We start from the raw sequence: 18928 nt of genomic DNA on the forward strand, positions 1-18928 counted from the left end.
GTCATGGCACCTACGTTCGATCTCATCGGCCTGGTCGTGACCGACATGGCCGCCTCCCTGTCCTTCTACCGCCGGCTCGGGCTGGACATCCCGTCCTCCGCCGACACCGAGCCCCACGTGGAGGTGACCCTGCCCGGCGGGCTGCGCCTCGTATGGGACACCGCTGACGTCGTCCGTTCGTTCGACCCTGCCTGGTCACCCGGCAGCGGTGGGCCGCGCATGGCGCTGGCCTTCCGCTGCGACGGCCCCGAGGAGGTCGACCGCCTGTACGCGGACCTGGTCGAGGCCGGATACGAGGGATACCTGCCGCCGTGGGACGCGTTCTGGGGGCAGCGCTACGCGGTGGTGCACGACCCGGACGGCAACGGCGTGGACCTGTTCGCCGCCCTGCCCACCGCCTGACGGGGCCCCAGACCAGCGGGTCCCCAGGTAACGGGTCACACGGGTCGGCGGTGACCCGGATTGCGGGCGGCACAGCTCAGCGGATCAGCGCGCCGAGGGTCACGCCGGTCAGCGACCTCACCTCACGAGACAGGTGGGCCTGGTCGGCGTACCCGGCGACGGCGGCCACTGTGGCCGGCGGCGTGCCCCCACGGGCCAGGTCCACCGCCCTGTTCATCCGCAGGATACGGCCGAGCGTCCGCGGCCCGTACCCGAACGCGTCCAGGCACCGGCGGTGCAGCCGCCGCTCGCCGATCCCCGTGTCGGCGGCGATCCGCGCGACCGGCCGGCCCGCGCGCACGCCCTCGACGACGCAGCCGACGAGAGGGGTGTCGACGGGGCGGCGCGTCGCGCCCAGGCGGCGCGCCGCCTCCTCCTCAAGCACCGCGCCCAGAACAGGGGCCAGTGCAGGGGCCAGTGCAGGGCCCAGTGCAGGGCCCGCATCGGCGGCCTCGCCCGCCCGCTCCGTCAGCCGCCGCGCCTCGGCGTCCGGCCACAGGTCGTCCAGCGGCACCCTCAGGTCGCGCAGCTCACGCGCCGGGACCCCGAAGACGGCCGGGCCGGTGCCTGGCCCGAAGCGAAGCCCCACGTAGCGGGCGCCGGGCCGGTCGGTCACCACGTGCGCGGCGGTGTCCGGGCCCGCCACCAGCAACGCGCCGTCCGCCCAGATCACGTCCATGCATCCGTCGGGCAGCACGCGTCGCCCGGCGGTCGCGGTGCCGGGGGCGGTGCTCCACCACAGCACCGCGTCCGGCACCCGCGACACCCTCTCCCGGTACATGGCCCGCATTATCCCGTGGGCGCGGCGATCAGCGGGGGTTGCCCGCCCGCAGCCAGCCGACGTAGTCGGTGATGGCCCGGTCGAGGTCCCACTCGGAGGCGTAGCCGGTGTCCTCCCGCAGCCGGGAGATGTCGAGACAGGCGTCCACGGCGGGCGCTCCCTGGGAGCGCCCGGGGAGCAGCGCGGGTGCCGCTCCCGGCACGGCCCTGCCGATGGCGGCGGCGACCTCCCGGTTGGCGACGGCCCGGCCCCCGCCGACGTTGTAGGTGCGGTGGCGCAGCGTCGCCGTCGTCTGCAGGAGCGCGAGGGCCCGCCCGCAGTCGCGCGCGTAGCACATGTCGACGGCGTCCTCCGCGTAGGAAGGCGCCGCCTCGCCTGGCACGCCGCCCTCGCCTGCGGCCTGGGTTTCCCCCGCGCGGGCGGTAGAGGAGACGCTCGCGCCGCCGGCCGCCATCGCATGCCGCGCGGCGGTGTGCACGAGCCGGGGAGCGGCGAGGAACGGCGAGGACGGCCTGCCCAGCGGGCCCCAGATCGCCCCGATCCGGGCGGCGACGACGTCCAGCCCGGAGGACGCGGCGGCGTCGGCGACCACTTCTGCGATCTTCTTGCCGGCGGGAATCGCATGCGGGCTCGCGACCGGCAACGGCGCGTCCTCGCGGAGGACCTGGTCCGTGACCCCCGCGTACACGCCGATCGTGCTCGCGACGACGACGCGGCCGGCGCCCCACTCCCGCGCCGCGCGCAGCACGGCGAACAGCCCGGCGGCGTTGGCCGACAGCTCGTCCAGCGGCGCCGATGCGCCCATCCCCGCCGCCGCCAGGTGCACGATGCCGGTCACGCGGTGACGCCTGCCTGCCGCCAGGACGCTGCCGGGGTCGGTGCAGTCCATCGGCTCCACCACGGCCCGCCCCTCCCGCACCTCCCGTTCGCTCACCAGGGCCGGCGGGGGTCCCGCCGCCCGCTGGCCGAGCACGCAGCGTTCGCCGAGGTCGAGCAGGGCACGCACGGTGTGCGCGCCGATGAAGCCGCGTCCGCCCGTCACGAGGATCATGCGGATCCCTCCAAATCGATAGCAAGCTAATGATAAGCGTAGCGGCGGGATCATTAGCGCGCAAACGAATCGTAGGATGGCCAGGTGACCGAAGTGCTGAGGCTGCTCACGCGGGCCCAGAAGCTGTTGCGGGCGGCGGCGGACGAGGCGATGAGCCGCCACGGCGTGCGCGTGGGGCAGAACCTCGTGCTGGAGGTCCTATGGGAGACCGACGGGCTGACACCCGGGGAGCTGGCGGCCCGCCTGCAGGTCACCACCCCGACCGTCGTCAACACCGCCACCCGGATGGAGGCGGCCGGACTGCTCGTGCGGCGCCGCGACCCGGCGGACGGCAGGCTCGTCCGGCTGCACCTGACCCCGAAGGCTCGCGCCGCGGAGCAACCGATCGCCGAGGCCAGGCGCCTGCTGGCCGAACATGCCACCGCGACCCTCACCGACGAGGAGCGGCGCCACCTGCACAGCGCACTGAAGAAGATCATCGAACGGATGACCGCATCCGCACCACCCCCCGGCCCCGGTGCGGACGGGGACTGAGGTACGCCCGCGTCCAGCTCCTCCGAGGGAGGACGCCATCAGCGCGGCAGCGTCACGAGTCCGGGACCGCCCTGTCTCGCGCGCCCAGGCCACCACCTCCAGTGCCAGGCGCTCGGCGATCCGACCGCCTCTGGCCCGGGGACGCACCCACATGCCGAACAACTCGACGGCCCCGGCAGGCGCAGACGACGCCAGGTGCGCCAGTCCTCACCGCTGAGACGGCCTATGGCAACCGGGCTCATGCTCACGCCCCCTCGGAAGATCCTCCTTCTGTCATGGTCGATATCCGGTCCGGGCCGGACAACCGGGCCCGGACATAATCGATCCGTACGCCGAGAGGGGAGCAATGAGCATTCGCGTGGGTGGCGTGGTCATCGACGTCAACGACCTCGACGGGCTCGCCGCGTTCTGGAGCCGCCTGCTGGAGCGGGACATCACCCGTCGCGAGGACGACTGGATCAGTCTCGGTCCCGACCTGGCCCTGCAGCGGGTCTCCGAACCCAAGACCGCGAAGAATCGCGTCCACCTGGACCTGGTCACCGACGACTTCGCCGCCGCGGTCGCCCGCGCCACCGCGCTCGGGGCCACCCCGGCAGGGGAGATGCACGAGGATCTCTGGCAGGTCTGGCGAGATCCCGAAGGCAACGAGTTCTGCGTGTGCGTGTCCTGAGCGGGCCTGCCGCCGACCCGCCCGGGTGCTCCGGATCGGGAATGTGTGATCATGACTGGATGGACGTCCGCTTCCTTGGGATCGCTGAGCTGGCCGAGACCCCGTCCACAGCGGTCGTCGTCGACGTCATGCGTGCCTTCACCGTGGCCGCCTGGGCCTTCGCCCGGGGAGCGGAAAAGATCGTTCTCGCTGAATCGCTGGACGAAGCCCTGGCGCTCAAGGCTCGCCACCCGGATTGGGTGACGCTCAAGGACGGTCCGCCCGCGGCCGGGTTCGACACCGTCAACTCACCGGGCCTGCTGCGGTCGGTCGACCTTGCCGGGCGGACCGTCGTGCAGAAGACCACGGCAGGGACGGTCGGCGCTCTTGCGGTCAAGGAGGCGTCGCTCGTGCTGTGCGCCGCCTTCGTGGTGGCGGAGGCAACGGCCCGGCTGTTACTGACACGCGAGTGCGGCAGTGTCACGTTCGTGGTCACCGGCGACGACGGGCACGCCGAAGAAGATCTGGCATGCGCCCAATACATCGCCCAGCGGGCCACCGGGGCCAGGACGGATCCGACCGAGTTCCTCCGCCGCGCCGGCACCTCACGCGCCGCCGCCGAGTTGGCGCAGGGCGTGCGTCAAGGAGCCCATGCCGATGACGTCGCGCTCTGCCTCGAACTCGACCGGTTCCCCTTCGCCATGGTGGCGGCCTTGGAGGAGCCGCTCATGGTCCTCCGCCCGTACGCCGTGCCCCCGCTGACCGGCGAGGCCTCGACCTGATCGCTGGTGAGGTCCGACCCTCGCCACCGCCCGGCGACGACGGCGAGGCGTCCCCGAAGTCCCGCGGCGAGTAGCCGCCGCCCGGCCACGCACGAGCTCACCACGGCCGGACGTGCTCTCCTCGAGGCGGCCCCGCCCCAACCATGACCGGTCCGGGACTGCCCGTCCGCGCCTACTGACGGCTCGGGAGCATCGCGAGCGCCTGCGACCGCTGGGCGACCAGACCGGCGTACGTGCCGTCGCGCTCGGCCCAGCGGTGCATCAGCACGCCCTTGACGAGGATCTCGCGCGGAGTGGGATCGGCCTGGAGCAGATCCATCACCTCGGCGGCGAACTCGGCGAGGTCGAGCGCGCGGGGGTTGAGCCGAGCCTGCTCGGGCGTGGTGGCCACAGCCGGGGGGACGAGCTCGGACACCTCGATGCCCGTGCCGTCCAGTTGCGCGCGCAGCGCCTCGGTGTAGGCGTGCACCGCGGCCTTCGACGCCGCGTACGTCGGCATGACCGGGAACGGCAGGAACCCGATACCCGAGGTGACCGTGATGACGGCGCCGGCGCCGCGCCCGACCAGGTGCGGGGTGAACGCGTCGATGACGCGGATGGTGCCCAAGAGGTTGGTGTCGATCATCTGCCGTGCGGCGCCGAAGTGCGCGGGATCGCGCAGGTCCTCGGGCATCCCGATCCCGGACATCGTCACGATCGTGTCGAGGCCCGGGTGGCTGCGGAGGATCGCGTCGCGGGCACGGCCGACGCTGTCCTGGTCGGTCACGTCGATGGGAACGGTGCCGAACCCCTCGGCTGCGAGCCGGTCGAGCAGGTCGGCCCGCCGGCCGCCCAGGACGACGGAGCTGCCGGCCGCGGCGAAGCGGCGAGCGAGCTCTAGACCGATTCCCGAGGTGGCGCCGGCGATGAAGACCGTGCGGTTGGTGATGTCCATTGATCGCTCCTGCTCAGGGCGGGCCCGTCGGCGGCAAAGCCGCTGGGCGCGCTCGTCGAAGTTCCGGATCGCGGCTCCTGCGCCGCGGCGTCTTCAGTGTCGATCCGCTCTCCGGCTGGAGGCAGTGCCCCCGTCTTCCGGGGTCCTGCCAGGGCCCCCTTGGCGCGGAAAGCCCGAAATACGATGGCGAACATGAGCGACGACACGCGTGCCAATCTGCTCGGCGGCTACCTGCGTGCCCGGCGGGCCCTGGTCACCCCGCAGCAGGCCGGGCTCGCGCCGGGCCTGAACCGGCGCGTTCCGGGGCTTCGCCGTGAAGAGGTCGCCATGCTCGCGGGCATCAGCGCCGACTACTACCTGCGGCTGGAGCGCGGCCGCGACAGGAACCCCTCAACGCAGGTGCTCGAATCGCTCGCGCGGGTCCTGCACCTCGACGAGCTCGAACAGGACTACCTTCTCGGCCTGGCCGCCGCACGTCCCAGGTCCCGGCCGCGCAGGAAGCCCGAACGCGTCCCCGCGCGGTTGCACCAGCTCCTCGCGAGCGTGCAGGTCCCCGCCTTCGTGGAGGGCCGCGCGTTCGACGTGCTCGCCTCCAACCGGCTCGCGGTCGCGCTCTCTCCGCGCCTCCAGCCCGGGTACAACCGTCTGCGGTCGCTGCTACTCGATCCCGAGGAGCAGGCGTTCCAGCAGGACTGGACACGCTCCGCGGAAGGATTCATCGCCGCCTTCAGGAAGTCCGCCGGGGACGACATCGACAACCCGCGCTTCGTGGAACTGGTCGGCGAGCTCGCCCTGTCGAGCGAGCGCTTCCGAACCCTCTGGGCGCGCCACGACATCCGCACCCTCGACGGCGGCACCACCACCGTGAACCATCCCGTCGTCGGTGAGTTGCGCCTGCACCGGGACAAGCTCCCCGTGGACGGCCTGCTCCTGGTGCTCTACTACGCCGATCAGGGCAGCGAGAGCGACGAGAAACTCCGCATCCTCGCCTCTATGGCCCGGACGGCACCCGCCCCGACGGGCGCCGGCTCACCTACATGACCTGAGCATCGGATCGGCCCTCCCCACGCCACCCCTCGCGCCGATCGCGGCCCTGGCGTAACGGCGGGCCAGCTGCGCGAAAGCCTCCCTGAGCTCGGCCGGGCCGACGACCTCGATGTCGGCGTCGAACCTGCCGACGGCGGCGGCCAGGCCAGGCCACGACCATGAGCCGAGTACGAGCCGGCAGCGGTCCGGGCCGAGCTCCTCCACGACTCCGTCGCGGGTGTATCCGGACACGGTGGCGGCCGGCAGGTCGAGGATCACCTCACCCCGGCAGGGCCAGTCGCCGGAGCCGTCGAAGCCCCGGAACCTTCCGGCCACGAAAGCGGCCACATCACCTCCGGGCACCTCGCGCGGAGGGAAACGCGGCCCGGTGGGGGAGCGGGGGGTGATCCGATCGGCGCGGAAGGTGCGCCAGTCCTCGCGGTCGAGGTCCCAGGCGACCAGATACCAGCGCCCGCCCCAGGTGACCAGATGATGAGGCTCCACCCGGCGCGGCGGCGTCAGCACCCCGTCGTCGTCCGCCTCCTGCGGGGACGCGGCCGCGTAGTCGAAACGCAGCACCTCACCGGCGTGGACGGCGGCGCTGAGCGCCGCGAGCACGCCGCCGTCGACCCGTACGTCCGGCCGCGTCGCGGGCCCCTCGACGGCGGTGACCTGGAGGGTGTCGATCCGGCGGCGCAGCCGCGCGGGCATGACCTGCCGGACGGTGTTCAGCGCACGCGCCGCGGCCTCCCCGATGCCGGCGCCGGTTGTGGTGGCCGTTTGGAGGGCCACGGCGAGGGCGACGGCCTGGTCGTCGTCGAACAGCAGCGGAGGCAGCCGCGAACCGGCATCGAGCCGGTATCCGCCGTCGGGCCCCTTGAAGGTAGTGATCGGATAACCGAGCTCGCGCAGACGGTCCACGTCACGGCGGACCGTACGCGCACTGATGCGCAGCCGCTCGGCCAGGTCCTCGCCCGACCAGTGACGACGGGTCTGCAGCAGCGACAGAAGCGCGAGCAGTCGCGCGGACGTCTTCGGCATGAGGCCCATCCTGCTCCCGGTAGCGGACACACCCTGTCCGCTACCGGTGGAAACCTGAGGTCACCGACGCCGGACCGGGGGCCGCACCCGCGGCAGCGACACACGCCCTGCCGCTTGTGACGCGAGCCCCTCCGGCGCTTGTCCCAGTGATCCAGGCGAGGAGCCGTCATGTCCATCACCACCACGACCCACCTGAACTTCCGCGGCGACGCCCGCGCAGCGCTCGACTTCTATCACTCCGTCTTCGGCGGGAACGTCGCCGCCGTCACCTACAAGGACGCGGGCACCGCGCAGAACCCGGACGAGGCCGACTGGGTGATGTGGGGCCAGGTGATCGCGGACAACGGCTTCCACGTCATGGCCTACGACGCGCCCTCCCACACACCGTGGAACCAGGGTGAGAACGCCGTCTTCGTCTCCGTACGCGGCGACGACACCGGCGAGATCACCGCCCTGTGGGAGAAGCTGGCCGCCGGCTCGACCGTCGTGCGGCCGCTGGAGCCCGCGCAGTGGGCGCCGCTCTACGGCATGCTCAAGGACCCCTTCGGCGTCGTCTGGGTCCTGGACGTCGCGGCCCTCTACACCGGCTGACCTTCCCCACACGGTCAGTCACACAAGGTCCTGGCCAGGCGCCGGGAGGCGAACCAGACCCCCGCCCCGGCCAGCACGACCAGGTAGGCCGCGTGCCCCAGCAGCCCCCACTCCAGCACCCCCATGCACAGGCCCCGCACCAGCTCCACCGCGTGGTAGAGCGGCGTGAGCTGGATCAGCACCTCGACCCCGACCGGGTAGCCCTGCACCGGGGAGAACGTCCCGGAGAACAGGAACAACGCGAACTGCCCGGTGCCCATCAGATCGAAGTCCTGCCACCCGCGCATCAGCGTGCTGACCGCCATGCCCAGCCCGCCGAAGGCCAGCCCCACCAGCACGGTCGCCGGAAACGCGGCCAGCGCCCAGCCGGGCTCCACCAGCCCCATCACCACCATCACGACCAGGAAGATCACGGTGTAGAGCGAACCCCGGACGATCGCCCACACCAGCTCGCCCACCGCGATCTCGATGGGCCGCACCGGCGTCGCCAGCACCGCCTCGAACGTCTTCATGTACTTCAACTTGAAAAAGAAGTTGAACGTCGTCTCGGCCAGTGCCCCCGACATCGCCGACACCGCCAGCATCGCCGGCGCGACGAACGTCGCGTACGGCATGGTCCGCCCGTCCACCGTCAGCTCACCGATCAGCGCGCCGACACCGACACCGATCGACAGCAGATACAGCAACGGCTCGAAGAAGCCCGACAGCAGCACGATCCAGTACGACGGCCCGGAGCGCAGCGCCCCCACATTGCGGCCGATGACGGCGCCCACCCGGCCGGGGGAGACCCGGGACGCCACCAGCGTCGTCACCATCAGTCCTCCAGCTTCCGGCGGAACGCCCGCACCGCCAGGAAAAGACCCGCCACCGCCCACACCAGCAGGTAGCCGGCATGCACCGGAACCGGCCAGGCCGGGGCCCTGCCCAGCGTCGCCGCCCGGCACAGCTCCACCGCATGCCACATCGGCGAGGCGTACGCCAGCGGGCGCAACACCGCCGTGAGCTGCTCGACCGGGAAGAACACCCCCGAGAACAACGACGCAGGAAGCACCACGAGCCGAAACAGCAGTGAGAAATAACTGTCATGGTCGATCGTGGCGGCGAACGCCGTCACCGGCGCCGCCACCGACACCGTCAGCAACGCGCACACCAGCGGGGTGACCAGCGCCCACGGCGAGTGCAGCCCGCCGAAGAACACCACCACGACCAGGAAGGCCACGACGGCGATCGTCACCCGGAAGACCAGGTAGAGCAGATGCCCCCGGACCATGTCCACCGGCTCCACCGGCGTGGCCCGCATCGCGTGGTAGGCCCGGACCCACTTGAAGTCACCCAGCACCGAATAGGTCGACTCGCCCACCGCGATCTGGAACGCCGTCGACGCGAGCACGCCCGGCACGATCCACGACAGGTAATCGACCCCCTGCACCCTGCCGACATAACCCCCCACCCCGATGCCGATGCTCAGCAGGAACAGCACCGGCAGCACGAACGAGGAGAACACCGACGCCTGCCACAACCGCCGGTAGAGGGTCAGGTGCCGCTCCAGCACCGCGACCGTCGGATGCACCACCCGCGCCGCAGCCGTCTCGGTCCGCAGTGCCATCTCAGTCCACCAACGTCCGGCCCGTCAGATGGAGGAACACATCCTCCAGCGTCGACCGCCGCACCAGCACGCTCGACGGCTCCAACCCGCGCCGCTGGATCTCGGCCAGCGCGGCGTCGCCGTCGTCCACGTAGACCAGCACCCGATCGGGCAGCGGATCGACCCGCTTGCCCACCCCCTCCAGCGCCCCCGCGTACCGCGCCCCCGCCTCCGGCATGCCGGGGAAACGCACCTCGACCACCTCGGCCGTCGAATAGGTCTCGATCAGCGACCTCGGCGACCCCTCCGCCACGATCCTGCCGCCGTCCATCACGACCAGCCGGTCGCACAACTGCTCCGCCTCGTCCATGTAATGCGTCGTCAGCACCAGCGTGGTGCCCCGCTGCTTGAGCCGGAACAACCGCTCCCACAACAGATGACGAGCCTGCGGGTCAAGCCCCGTCGTCGGCTCGTCGAGCAGCACGAGATCAGGCTCGTTCACCATCGCCCGCGCGATCGTCAGGCGCCGCTTCATGCCCCCCGACAGCGGCTCCACCTTCCCGCCCGCACGGTCGCGGAGCTGCACGAACTCCAGCAACTCGTCGGCCCGTCTGCGGCTCTCCGCCCGCGACAGCCCGAAATAGCGGGCGTAGGTCACCAGGTTCTCCCGCACCGTCAGATCGGGATCGAGATTGTCGAGCTGAGGACACACCCCCAGACGCGCGCGGATCCTCGGCCCGTCGTGAACCGCGTCCATGCCCAGGATCCGCAGCTCCCCGGCGGTCGGCGTGGACACACACCCGATCATCCGCATGGTCGAGGACTTGCCGGCCCCGTTGGGCCCGAGGAACCCGAACGCCTCACCCGGCGCCACATCGAGGTCGATCCCCGCCACGGCGGTGAACTCCCCGAAGCGTTTGACCAGGCCACGCGCGTAGATCAAAGGTTGACCAGCCACGATCCGAGACCCTAACCAACGGCCCCGACATTTCCGCAACAGATTATCCGCGCCACCCCGACCGGCCCTGCCCCACCTCCCCGGCGACCACCGCGAAGACGGTCACGCCGCACCTGATCCACCACGACCCGCCCCCAGCCCCGGCCCCGTATCCAGGGGCCCCCCGCGAGCCGTACGCTGACTGGCGTGAACACGTTCGAGCTGGGCACCGACGGCCCGCGAGTGATCCTCGTCGGCATCGACGGCTCGGATACCTCCCTGCGCGCCGCCGCGTACGCCTGGGGGCTCGCCCGACGCCAGGGCTCGCACGTCGTCCTCGTCTACGTCACCAACCCCGGCGCGATCAGCACGATGATGCCGGCCGCGTCGGCCTCGGTCATCGAGGCGGGGGAGGAGGTCGCCACGGACTTGCGCGCACAGGTGGAGCACTTCGCCCAGACCACGCACTCACGCGTCGACTACACCTTCCGCACCGAATACGGCGATGCCGCCGGCGTCCTCGCCAAGATCGCCGACGAGATCAGGGCGGACGCGGTCGTGGTGGGAGCCTCCACCCAGGCCGGCCACCGCTTCATCGGCTCGGTCGCGCTCCGCCTGGTCCGCACCGGCCGCTGGCCGGTCACCGTCGTTCCCTGATCCACCGCACATCCACCGGGGCTCAAGCTCGGCGGCGGTCCGGGTCCGACACGTCCAGCGCCCGCAGGCCTTCCAGCACCCGCAGCAGCGTCGCCTCGTCCGGGCCGTCCGTCCGCGCGCCCACCGGATGCCGCCGCCCCCGCCGCGGCAGCACCCCCGCCGACACCCCCGCCGACACCCCCGCCGACACCCCCGCCGACGCTGCGGCCGATGATCCTGCCGCTGCTCCTGCTCCTGCTCCTGCCCCTGCCGACGCCGCTGCCGCCGTCCGCCCGCGCGGCCCGGAACCGGCGGCCGGAGCACCCGCCGCCCCCGGCGGACGCGACACCTCCACCGGCGCGATGGCCAGCTCACACCACACGATCTTGCCCCGATCCGGCGCCGAATAGTGGCCCCAGCGCAGGGCCAGGCTGCCGACCAGCACGAGCCCCCGGCCGGTCTCGCCCAGGTCGCCTTCCCCCTCGCCGTGCGGCACCGGCTCGCGGTCGCTGACGTCCCACACCTCGATGAACAGGCTGCGCCGCTCCGGCGCCACCCGGACCCGCAGCGCCACCGTACGCAGAACCACCGGGAACATCGACGAGGCCATCGGCGGGCTGACCACGGCGTCCGTCGCCCGCACCGCGTTCGTCACCAGTTCGGAGACGACCAGCTCCGCCGTCTCGGCCAGGTCCGCGAGCTCCCACCCCCGTAACTGGCACCGCACGAACGCGCGGGCCCGCTGCGGGGCGCTCGCGGCCGACCCGAACACCTTGTAGGCGATCCTGCGGCCCTCCTGTGAAGGGAAGGGAGAGATCAGCATCACACCGGCCGGGCCTCGGCGGACCGGCCGGCGAGGACCGGGACGGCCGGTCGGGGAATACACATGCCTCCGATCATCTGTCATGAACGGCTGAAAAGTGACGGGCTTGACGGCATTCGTCTGACTTTCTCCTCCCGCTCACCATTGGACAGCACCGCATGGACACCGCCGTACCTGACGGAAGGTGTCAGGAAAACGCGGCACGCTGGACATATGAACGGACACGCCACCGGCGCCTTCGACATCACCAACTGGACCGAACTGGCCACCGAGGAGAAGGAAGGCACCACCTTCGGCCGCAACCACATCACCAAGGCCTTCCACGGTGACCTCGTCGGCACCAGCACCACCGAAATCCTCACCGTCGTCACCCCCGATGGGCCCGCCGCCTACGTCGGCGTCGAACACGTCGAAGGCACCCTCCACGGCCGCAAAGGGACCTTCGCACTCCAGCACAGCGCGGGCAGCCACAACGGCGAACAGTGGATGAAATGGCAGATCGTCCCCACCAGCGGCACCGGCGAACTGGCCGGCCTCACCGGCGAGGGCACCATCCGCGTGGACGACGGCCACCACTACCTCATCGACTACACCCTCCCCGAGGCCTAACCCGCCCCCATCCGGGTAGCCGCCGGTCCATGGTGAAATCCGCTGACCGGCGGCCCGCGGACGACCCCGCCGCCGCGCCTGCCACCCCCCGGACCCCGGTGCCCCGCGTCGCCGTCATCGCGCACCGCAAGAAGACCCTCGGCGGCGGCCTCGACGAGCTCCGCAAGATCATCACCGGCTACGACGTCGACGACCTGCTCTGGTACGAGGTCCCCAAGAGCAAGAAGGCCCCCAAGAAGGTCCGCCAGGCCCTCAAAGAAGGCGCCGAGCTGTTCTTCCTCTGGGGCGGCGACGGCACCGTGCAACGCTGCATCGACGCCCTCGCCGGCAGCGACGCCACCGCCGCCATCGTCCCCGCGGGAACCGCCAACCTCCTCGCCCGCAACCTCGGCATCCCCGAAGACCTCCCCGAGGCCGTACGGATCGGCTTCGAGGGCCGCCGCGCCAAACTCGACCTCGGCAAGATCAACGGCGAACACTTCGCCGTCATGGCAGGCGTCGGCTTCGACGCCGAGATGATCGCCGACGCCGACCGCGGCCTCAAGGATCGCCTCGGCCGCTTCGCCTACATCTGGACCGGCCTGCGCCACGTCGGCGGCGCCGTCACCCCCATGAAAATCAAAATCGACGACAACGACTGGTTCGAGGGCGACGCCAGCTGCGTGCTCATCGGCAACGTCGGCACCGTCACCGGCGGCATCGACGTCTTCGAAGACGCCCAATACGACGACGGCTGGCTCGAAGTCGGCGTCTCCACCGCGGAAGGCCCCATCCAATGGGCCCGCGCCCTCGGCCGCATGAGCGCCGGCAACGCCGAGAAATCCCCCTTCGTCCGCATCACCCGCGCCCGGAAGGTATCGGTCAAACTCCGCACCCCCATGGCGTACGAACTGGACGGGGGAGCCCGCGACCGGGTCAAGCGCATCACCGTCAAAGTCGTGCCCCAGGCCATCACCGTCTGCCTGCCCGGCACCACCACCTGACCCCACGATTCCCCAACGCTCCGCGCCCGGCTCAGGGACGAACCCCACCATCCGAACCGGCCGGGCGCCCCGAACGGCGACACGTCGCGCTCATGCACGCGGCCACGAGCGGCTGAACAGCGGGGGAGAGGGGCTGGATGGTCCGGCCGGATGACTCGGGTGTGTCCCGAGTCATCCGCAAATGATCATCTGTCGGCGCGACAGGGGGAGTAGCCCGTCACCGCTGACCTCGTCGGGCCTGAAGGCCTTCGCTGCCACACCCGCCCTCGGGGCAGCACGACCGGCTCGGTCCCGGGCCGCCCAATCCCGAGTGCACGAGCGCTGTGAGCCCGGCGTCGTCGTGATGCGGTGACGGGTCAGGATCGCGAGCGAAGAGTACGCGGGATCGGGCGGCGGGAGGAGCGGCAGGAACAGCTTACTTGACATAATGTTCATTATCGGGCAACAGAGAAAGGGGCTCGAAGGGCCCGCTCGACAGGGATTGTCCGATCGTCCGGCGGACTGCTCACCGGCTCGCCCGGCGGACTACGCCGTGCACGAATGACGCGGTACGCAAATGACGCAGCGCCCCGATGACGGCGTCCGGGCCGTCGCCGCGACGGGCTGCCGGCTGAGCTGTTCGGCCGCCGCGACGGTGATCCTTTTCGGGGGCCGGAGTGCCCGAGCGGGACCCCCGGGAGTCGCATTCTCGGCACCCGGGGTCCCGAGATGCTCCTTCCGGCTGCCCGCCTCGCCGAACGGGAACGCTCTCGCGTCTCTCCGCCGGGACGCAAAAACCCCCACCATGGGCGAAACACTCCGATTCTGGCTCATACCGGACAGAAGGTGAATTCTGTTCGGTTAGAGAGTGGTGTCCGATCTCTCTGTCGTCGGCCCCGCAACTGCTCGATCGGCTGCCGTACGCACCGCATAAGGGTGCCGTCACACGGGCGTGCACCTCGGCCATCCGCGGGCCGGTCGGCTCGCTCCGGCGATCTCGATCCCTCGGTCTGAACACGGCCGCCCGGAACGCCGCTCCCCCGCCTGCCGGCCGGTCAGGGAGTGACGACGCGGTGGCCCTGACCGAGGTGCCGTTCGAAGAACCGTAGTGACCCGAACTCAGGGATTTTGGCGCAGATGTGGTGTTGCCACATTTCTGCGGTGACGATAACGTCACACCGTGACTGCCGGGTCGGCCATGGGCCATAAGCGAGTGAGGCACCCGGCCACGGCGTGATGGCTGGGCGGGCGCGAGGCCCGCCGCATCTGCGACCTCCTGATTCGGAATTCTTCTTCCCGCGTGTCGGCACGCCCCTCGGCGCCGGCGACATCTCCGCCGCGCCTCCCCTTTGCCGTGCGCGGTTCCTTCATTCCTTCGTGACCGCCGTCCCTCATTCGGCGACGCGGTCGATTCGCCATGCCCGAAACAAGAAAGCAGAGAATGCCGCACGACTTCAATCAGCAAATCATTCAGGAATTCCGCGCGAACCGCGGGAAAGTGGGCGGCCCCTTCCAGGGAGCCAGGCTGCTCCTCCTGACCACCACCGGCGCCCGCTCGGGAGCCCCCCACACCGTGCCCCTCGGCTACCTGGATGATGAGGGGGGCCGAATGCTCGTCATCGCCTCGGCCGGCGGATCGCCGCGCCACCCTGCCTGGTATCACAATGTGCGTGCCAACCCCCACGTCACCGTGGAGACGGGCGTCTTCACGATCGAGGCCGAGGCCACTGTTGTGGAAGGCGCGGAGCGTGAGCGGCTCTTCGCCCGCGCCGTGGAGGCGGACTCCGGCTGGGCCGACTATCAAACGAGGTCCGGGCGCGTCCTGCCCGTCGTCGCGTTGACTCCGCGCTCCGGTTCCGAAGGGCACCGGCGCGAGGAACATCTGGACGTCACGCGGGTCCCCGCCACGTCCGACGACCGTGCGGCCGTGACGGCCTCGATCCGGGCTCTGGTCACCGACCCTCCGGCGCTCGCCGCCGACGTGACGCCCGCGCTCCCCCATACCGGAGGCGTACCGGGACGGTGGGTCAGCGCGGCCGGCGGGTCGGCCACCGAGGACGGCGTCACGCTGTACGTGCACGGAGGCGGCTTCGAGCACACCCAGCCGACCTTGGAGCCCCTCATGGCCTGCCGCCTGTCGCAGGCGACCGGGCGTCCCGCGTTCAAGGTGGACCAGCGCCTGGCGCCCGCCCATCCGTACCCCGCCGCTTTGGACGACGTCGTGGCCGTCTATCGCAGCCTGCTCCAGCAGGGCGTTCCCGCCGATCGCGTCATCGTGTGCGGCGAGTCGTCGGGCGGCACGCTCGTCCTGTCGGCGCTGCTGGCGCTCAGGCAGGCGGGTGATCCCCTCCCCTGCGCGGCCGTCGCGATTTCCCCGCTGACCGACCTGACCCTGTCGAGCCGGTCTCTGGACTCGGGCGACGGCCGCGATGTGATCGACCGCCGAGTCGCCGAACACGTCACCGCCCAGTATCTGGCCGGGGCCCGCGCCGATCAGGCTCCTCAGTCTCCGCTCCACGGTGACCTGCACGGCCTGCCCCCGCTCCTGCTCGTGGCGGGGACCGCGGAGGTGCTGCTGGACGACACCTGTCGCTTCGCCGCAGCCGCCTCGGCCGCCGGTGTCGAGGTGACCCTCGACCTGTATGAGGGCATGCCGCACGCGTTTCACGCGAGCGTGATGGCACAGGACCCGCCCCCCATCGCCGTGACGTTCCTGCGCCGCCTCACCGGCTGGGTCGCTGGAACCCGGGCGGGGAGCACGAGGCTGCGCTGATCAGGCCATAGCGGCCCCTGACCGCCCGAGCAGAACAACCCGCTGAGCGCCCCGTCCCGGGACGGGGCGCCCGGAAATCGGGGCTGCTCGGGCGGTCACCTCGGGAACCCACGTCAGTCAAGGCCCCGGAGGCCGTCCATGCCACCGCTCACGGTAGATTCCATGGAATATAGTGCAATGGAAGCTACTTACGGCGGGAGCACACCAATGAGCAAGGAACAGCGCGCCCAGATCGACGCGATGATGCGACAGCCGCGGCCCGATGGCCCCCGGTCGGTCGAGGCGATCCGAGCCGGGTTCAAGGCGCTGATGGCCCGGATGATCGTGCCTGACCGCATCCGCGTCACGCGGACGACGCTGGGCGACCGGCCCGCACTGCGTGTCGAGCCGGACAACGGGCACCGCGCCGGAACGATCCTGTACTTCCACGGCGGCGGCTGGGTCTTCGGCTCTCCGGAGACCGCCCTGTCGCTGACCGGAAATCTGGTGGCCAAGACCGGCTTCGGAGCGTACTCGGTGGACTATCGGCTTGCCCCCGAGCATCCGTTCCCGGCCGCAATCGAAGACACCCTGGGCGCCTACCGGGCCCTCCTCGACAGCGGGGAAGATCCCTCGACGATCGCGTTCGCCGGCGACTCCGCGGGCGGCGGCCTCACCGTCACCACCTGCCTGGCCGCCCGCGACGCGGGTCTTCCGCTGCCCGCCGCCATCGTGGCCTTCTCCGCGGGCCTCGACGCCACCCGGACGGGCGAGAGCATGGACACCAAGGAGGGCATCGATCCGATCTTCACCCGCGAGGCCGTCGAACGCACCGGAGCCATGTACCTCGCCGGAGCCGACCCGCACCAGCCCCTGCTCAGCCCGGCCGTCCTCGCCGATCTGACCGGCTTTCCTCCGATGCTGCTCCAGGTGGGCACCAATGAGATCCTCCTGGACGACTCCACCCGCCTGGCCGCGCGCGCCAGGGCGGCGGGAGTGGATGTCATCCTGGACGTCACCGCCGACGTGCCGCATGTGTTCCAGTCGTTCGCCGGTGTCCTGGACGAGGCGGACGAGGCGCTGGACCGCGCGGCCGTCTTCCTCGGTCAGCGCGTGCGCGCCGGGGGGCGTGGCGCGCACGCCGGTGGAGTGGGACCGGCCACGGCCGTCCTTGAGCTGATCGGCACCGATCCCGGCGACTCCGCGTGATCAGCCGGATGTGGCGGCGCCGACCCGTCGCCGCTCCGCGCACTCGGTGGGAGTTACATGATTACACTGCAACGGTTACCTTTTCTTCGGCAGTGCGACCTCTGGGGTGAAGATCAATGATTGTCGAGTACATCCGCTACCGGATCGGCCGGCCGGACGCGGAGGAGTTCGAGGTCGCCTACGGACGTGCCGCGGCTTCCCTGGCGGCCGCGCCGCAGTGTGTGGACTACGAACTGTCCCGGTGCGTGGATGAGCCCGAGTGGTACGTGCTGCGCATCACGTGGACCTCGGCGGATGATCATCTGCAGGGTTTCCGCGGTGGCGAGCACTTCGCGGCGTTCTTCTCCGCGATCAAACCCTACGTCCAGCAGATCGAGGAGATGCGGCACTACGAGCGCACCGCCGTGCGCGGCGCCGGCTCCTCGGTCCCGAGCATGTACGACTGGGCGGGCGGCATCGAGGCGTTGGAGCGGCTCACCGAGACGTTCTACGAGCAGGTGCTCAAGGACGACCTGATCGGTCCCCTCTTCGCCCACATGGACCCGGGACATCCGAAGTACGTCGCGATGTGGCTGGCGGAGGTCTTCGGCGGGCCGTCCCGCTACACCCACGAGCGGGGCGGCTACCATCACATGCTGGTCCAGCATCTCGGCAAGGCCATCACCGAACCTCAGCGCCGCCGCTGGGTGAATCTCCTCATGGACGCCGCCGACGTGGTCGGCCTGCCGTCGGATCCCGAGTTCCGCGCCGCCTTCGCGAGCTACATCGAGTGGGGCACCCGCCTCGCGTTCGCCAACTCCCAGCCCGGCGCCCGCCCTCCCCAGCAGGCTCCCGTCCCCCGCTGGGGCTGGGGGGTGGCCCCGCCCTACTCCCCCACGTCGTGATCTGTCACGGCCGGCGGGGTCGTCGATCCCGCCGGCCGGCGGCTGGGCATCGCGGCGGCGGGTCATCCGATCGGCATGCCGAGCTGGGCCAGCAGTTCCAGTTGGTCGAAGTAGAGGCGCATGCTGACGATCAGCCCGTTCTCGATGGCGCAGACATAGCAGCAGCGGAGATTCAGCGGGCGGCCTGTCGACGGGATGATCTTGCCGCCCGGTCCCAGGTAAGGCCCCTTGTGGGTGCCGATGAGCACCAGCTCGTCGACTGTCATGTCGTCGACGTCGAACGACTCCAGGACCACCGTGTGCACGTCGGGGAAGGCCGCCCAGAACTCCTCCAGGTAGGAGCCCAGCTCCTCACGGCCCTCGGCCATGCCTTCCGGGGTGAGGAACGCCCCGTCAGGGCTGACCGTGCCGAGCAGCGCGTCAATGTCATGCGCATTGAACGCGGCGTTGTATCTGTCGCGCACCCGGCGGGCTTCGCCCACGATGTCGGCCCTCCTTATCCGGATGGATGCCCTCGGAACGCGGCAAGGTGTCCCTGTCTTCGCAGTCTTTGCCGGGCTCTGTTCACAGCCATTGCCCGCCTGAGGCGTTTTCGTCCCGTACGGTGAGGCGGCCTTGGCCGTCGGAGGTCACCTCCGAGGGTCGCCGTGTCGATCCCGGCGCGTCCGCCCAGTGGTGGACCGGCTGCTTCGGCAGCGCGG

At 70.9% G+C, this 18928-nt stretch carries 21 protein-coding genes; 12 read left to right on the plus strand and 9 right to left on the minus strand.

Going from position 1 to position 18928, the window contains the following annotated elements:
• Window positions 1–3: 3 nt before the first annotated feature.
• Window positions 4–402 carry a VOC family protein gene (locus ACGFIB_RS19195; RefSeq protein WP_357260362.1) on the plus strand — a complete coding sequence of 133 codons (399 nt, stop codon included), beginning with the start codon at window positions 4–6 and terminating at the stop codon, window positions 400–402.
• A gap of 76 nt (window positions 403–478) precedes the next feature.
• Here the strand turns inward: ACGFIB_RS19195 and ACGFIB_RS19200 are convergent, their stop codons facing one another.
• Together ACGFIB_RS19200 and ACGFIB_RS19205 are read right to left on the minus strand one after the other, a co-directional pair.
• Window positions 479–1222 carry a helix-turn-helix domain-containing protein gene (locus ACGFIB_RS19200; RefSeq protein ID WP_393373528.1) on the minus strand — a complete coding sequence of 248 codons (744 nt, stop codon included), beginning with the start codon at window positions 1220–1222 and terminating at the stop codon, window positions 479–481.
• A gap of 28 nt (window positions 1223–1250) precedes the next feature.
• Window positions 1251–2273 carry an NAD-dependent epimerase/dehydratase family protein gene (locus tag ACGFIB_RS19205; protein WP_393373531.1) on the minus strand — a complete coding sequence of 341 codons (1023 nt, stop codon included), beginning with the start codon at window positions 2271–2273 and terminating at the stop codon, window positions 1251–1253.
• Window positions 2274–2357: 84 nt separating this feature from the next.
• Between ACGFIB_RS19205 and ACGFIB_RS19210 the strand changes: the two genes are divergently transcribed.
• The 3 genes from ACGFIB_RS19210 (at window position 2358) to ACGFIB_RS19220 (ending at window position 4238) form a co-directional block, all read left to right on the plus strand.
• Entirely contained in the window at window positions 2358–2807 is a 450-nt protein-coding gene (locus tag ACGFIB_RS19210) for a MarR family winged helix-turn-helix transcriptional regulator (protein WP_393373533.1), read from the plus strand.
• A 346-nt stretch (window positions 2808–3153) separates the two neighbouring features.
• Entirely contained in the window at window positions 3154–3477 is a 324-nt protein-coding gene (locus ACGFIB_RS19215) for a VOC family protein (RefSeq protein WP_357260350.1), read from the plus strand.
• A 59-nt stretch (window positions 3478–3536) separates the two neighbouring features.
• The gene (locus ACGFIB_RS19220; RefSeq protein WP_393373536.1) at window positions 3537–4238 is read left to right on the plus strand and encodes a 2-phosphosulfolactate phosphatase; all 702 of its coding nucleotides are present in this window, start codon (window positions 3537–3539) and stop codon (window positions 4236–4238) included.
• Between the two features lie 172 nt (window positions 4239–4410).
• Here ACGFIB_RS19220 and ACGFIB_RS19225 read toward each other — a convergent pair whose 3' ends face one another.
• Window positions 4411–5172, minus strand: a complete 762-nt coding sequence (locus ACGFIB_RS19225; protein ID WP_393373539.1) for an SDR family oxidoreductase — start codon at window positions 5170–5172, stop codon at window positions 4411–4413.
• A 192-nt stretch (window positions 5173–5364) separates the two neighbouring features.
• On the opposite strand from ACGFIB_RS19225, the gene ACGFIB_RS19230 reads away from it, so the two are divergent.
• Window positions 5365–6213, plus strand: a complete 849-nt coding sequence (locus ACGFIB_RS19230; RefSeq protein ID WP_357243085.1) for a helix-turn-helix domain-containing protein — start codon at window positions 5365–5367, stop codon at window positions 6211–6213.
• Here the strand turns inward: ACGFIB_RS19230 and ACGFIB_RS19235 are convergent.
• Entirely contained in the window at window positions 6202–7239 is a 1038-nt protein-coding gene (locus ACGFIB_RS19235) for a helix-turn-helix transcriptional regulator (RefSeq protein ID WP_357243088.1), read from the minus strand. The genes ACGFIB_RS19230 and ACGFIB_RS19235 overlap by 12 nt on opposite strands.
• 168 nt (window positions 7240–7407) lie before the next feature.
• Here ACGFIB_RS19235 and ACGFIB_RS19240 point away from each other — a divergent pair, with 168 nt between their 5' ends.
• Window positions 7408–7830 carry a VOC family protein gene (locus ACGFIB_RS19240; protein WP_357243091.1) on the plus strand — a complete coding sequence of 141 codons (423 nt, stop codon included), beginning with the start codon at window positions 7408–7410 and terminating at the stop codon, window positions 7828–7830.
• A gap of 14 nt (window positions 7831–7844) precedes the next feature.
• Here the strand turns inward: ACGFIB_RS19240 and ACGFIB_RS19245 are convergent, their stop codons facing one another.
• Genes ACGFIB_RS19245 through ACGFIB_RS19255 form a run of 3 tightly spaced genes read right to left on the minus strand, consistent with a single transcriptional unit; the run spans window position 7845 to window position 10373 of the window.
• Complete coding sequence (locus tag ACGFIB_RS19245) at window positions 7845–8645, minus strand: ABC transporter permease (RefSeq protein ID WP_393373543.1); 801 nt, start codon at window positions 8643–8645, stop codon at window positions 7845–7847.
• The gene (locus ACGFIB_RS19250) at window positions 8645–9436 is read right to left on the minus strand and encodes an ABC transporter permease (RefSeq protein ID WP_142571000.1); all 792 of its coding nucleotides are present in this window, start codon (window positions 9434–9436) and stop codon (window positions 8645–8647) included. Before ACGFIB_RS19250 ends, ACGFIB_RS19245 begins: the two co-directional genes overlap by 1 nt.
• 1 nt (window position 9437) lies before the next feature.
• Window positions 9438–10373 (minus strand): ABC transporter ATP-binding protein, encoded by a 936-nt coding sequence (locus tag ACGFIB_RS19255; protein WP_208762191.1) that lies wholly within the window; start codon window positions 10371–10373, stop codon window positions 9438–9440.
• A 186-nt stretch (window positions 10374–10559) separates the two neighbouring features.
• Between ACGFIB_RS19255 and ACGFIB_RS19260 the strand changes: the two genes are divergently transcribed.
• A complete protein-coding gene (locus tag ACGFIB_RS19260) occupies window positions 10560–11009 on the plus strand; it encodes a universal stress protein (protein ID WP_357243100.1) in 450 nt (149 codons plus the stop codon).
• Window positions 11010–11031: 22 nt separating this feature from the next.
• Here the strand turns inward: ACGFIB_RS19260 and ACGFIB_RS19265 are convergent, their stop codons facing one another.
• Window positions 11032–11811: an ATP-binding protein gene (locus ACGFIB_RS19265; RefSeq protein ID WP_393373547.1), complete on the minus strand. Its 780-nt coding sequence runs from the start codon at window positions 11809–11811 to the stop codon at window positions 11032–11034.
• 213 nt (window positions 11812–12024) lie between these two features.
• Between ACGFIB_RS19265 and ACGFIB_RS19270 the strand changes: the two genes are divergently transcribed.
• From ACGFIB_RS19270 to ACGFIB_RS19290, 5 genes are all read left to right on the plus strand, one after another.
• Entirely contained in the window at window positions 12025–12420 is a 396-nt protein-coding gene (locus tag ACGFIB_RS19270) for a DUF3224 domain-containing protein (protein WP_191050096.1), read from the plus strand.
• 29 nt (window positions 12421–12449) lie between these two features.
• Entirely contained in the window at window positions 12450–13403 is a 954-nt protein-coding gene (locus ACGFIB_RS19275; RefSeq protein WP_393373550.1) for a diacylglycerol/lipid kinase family protein, read from the plus strand.
• Between the two features lie 1420 nt (window positions 13404–14823).
• Window positions 14824–16155 (plus strand): nitroreductase/quinone reductase family protein, encoded by a 1332-nt coding sequence (locus ACGFIB_RS19280; RefSeq protein WP_393373553.1) that lies wholly within the window; start codon window positions 14824–14826, stop codon window positions 16153–16155.
• Window positions 16156–16362: 207 nt separating this feature from the next.
• On the plus strand, window positions 16363–17343 hold the full coding sequence (locus ACGFIB_RS19285) for an alpha/beta hydrolase (protein WP_393373555.1): 981 nt from the start codon (window positions 16363–16365) through the stop codon (window positions 17341–17343).
• Window positions 17344–17459: 116 nt separating this feature from the next.
• Window positions 17460–18227 (plus strand): group II truncated hemoglobin, encoded by a 768-nt coding sequence (locus tag ACGFIB_RS19290; protein WP_393373557.1) that lies wholly within the window; start codon window positions 17460–17462, stop codon window positions 18225–18227.
• A 62-nt stretch (window positions 18228–18289) separates the two neighbouring features.
• Here the strand turns inward: ACGFIB_RS19290 and ACGFIB_RS19295 are convergent, their stop codons facing one another.
• Window positions 18290–18709, minus strand: a complete 420-nt coding sequence (locus tag ACGFIB_RS19295; protein WP_167748222.1) for an ester cyclase — start codon at window positions 18707–18709, stop codon at window positions 18290–18292.
• Between the last annotated feature and the right edge of the window lie 219 nt (window positions 18710–18928).

It is taken from the genome of Microbispora bryophytorum, from assembly GCF_043197435.1.
GTDB lineage: Bacteria > Actinomycetota > Actinomycetes > Streptosporangiales > Streptosporangiaceae > Microbispora > Microbispora bryophytorum.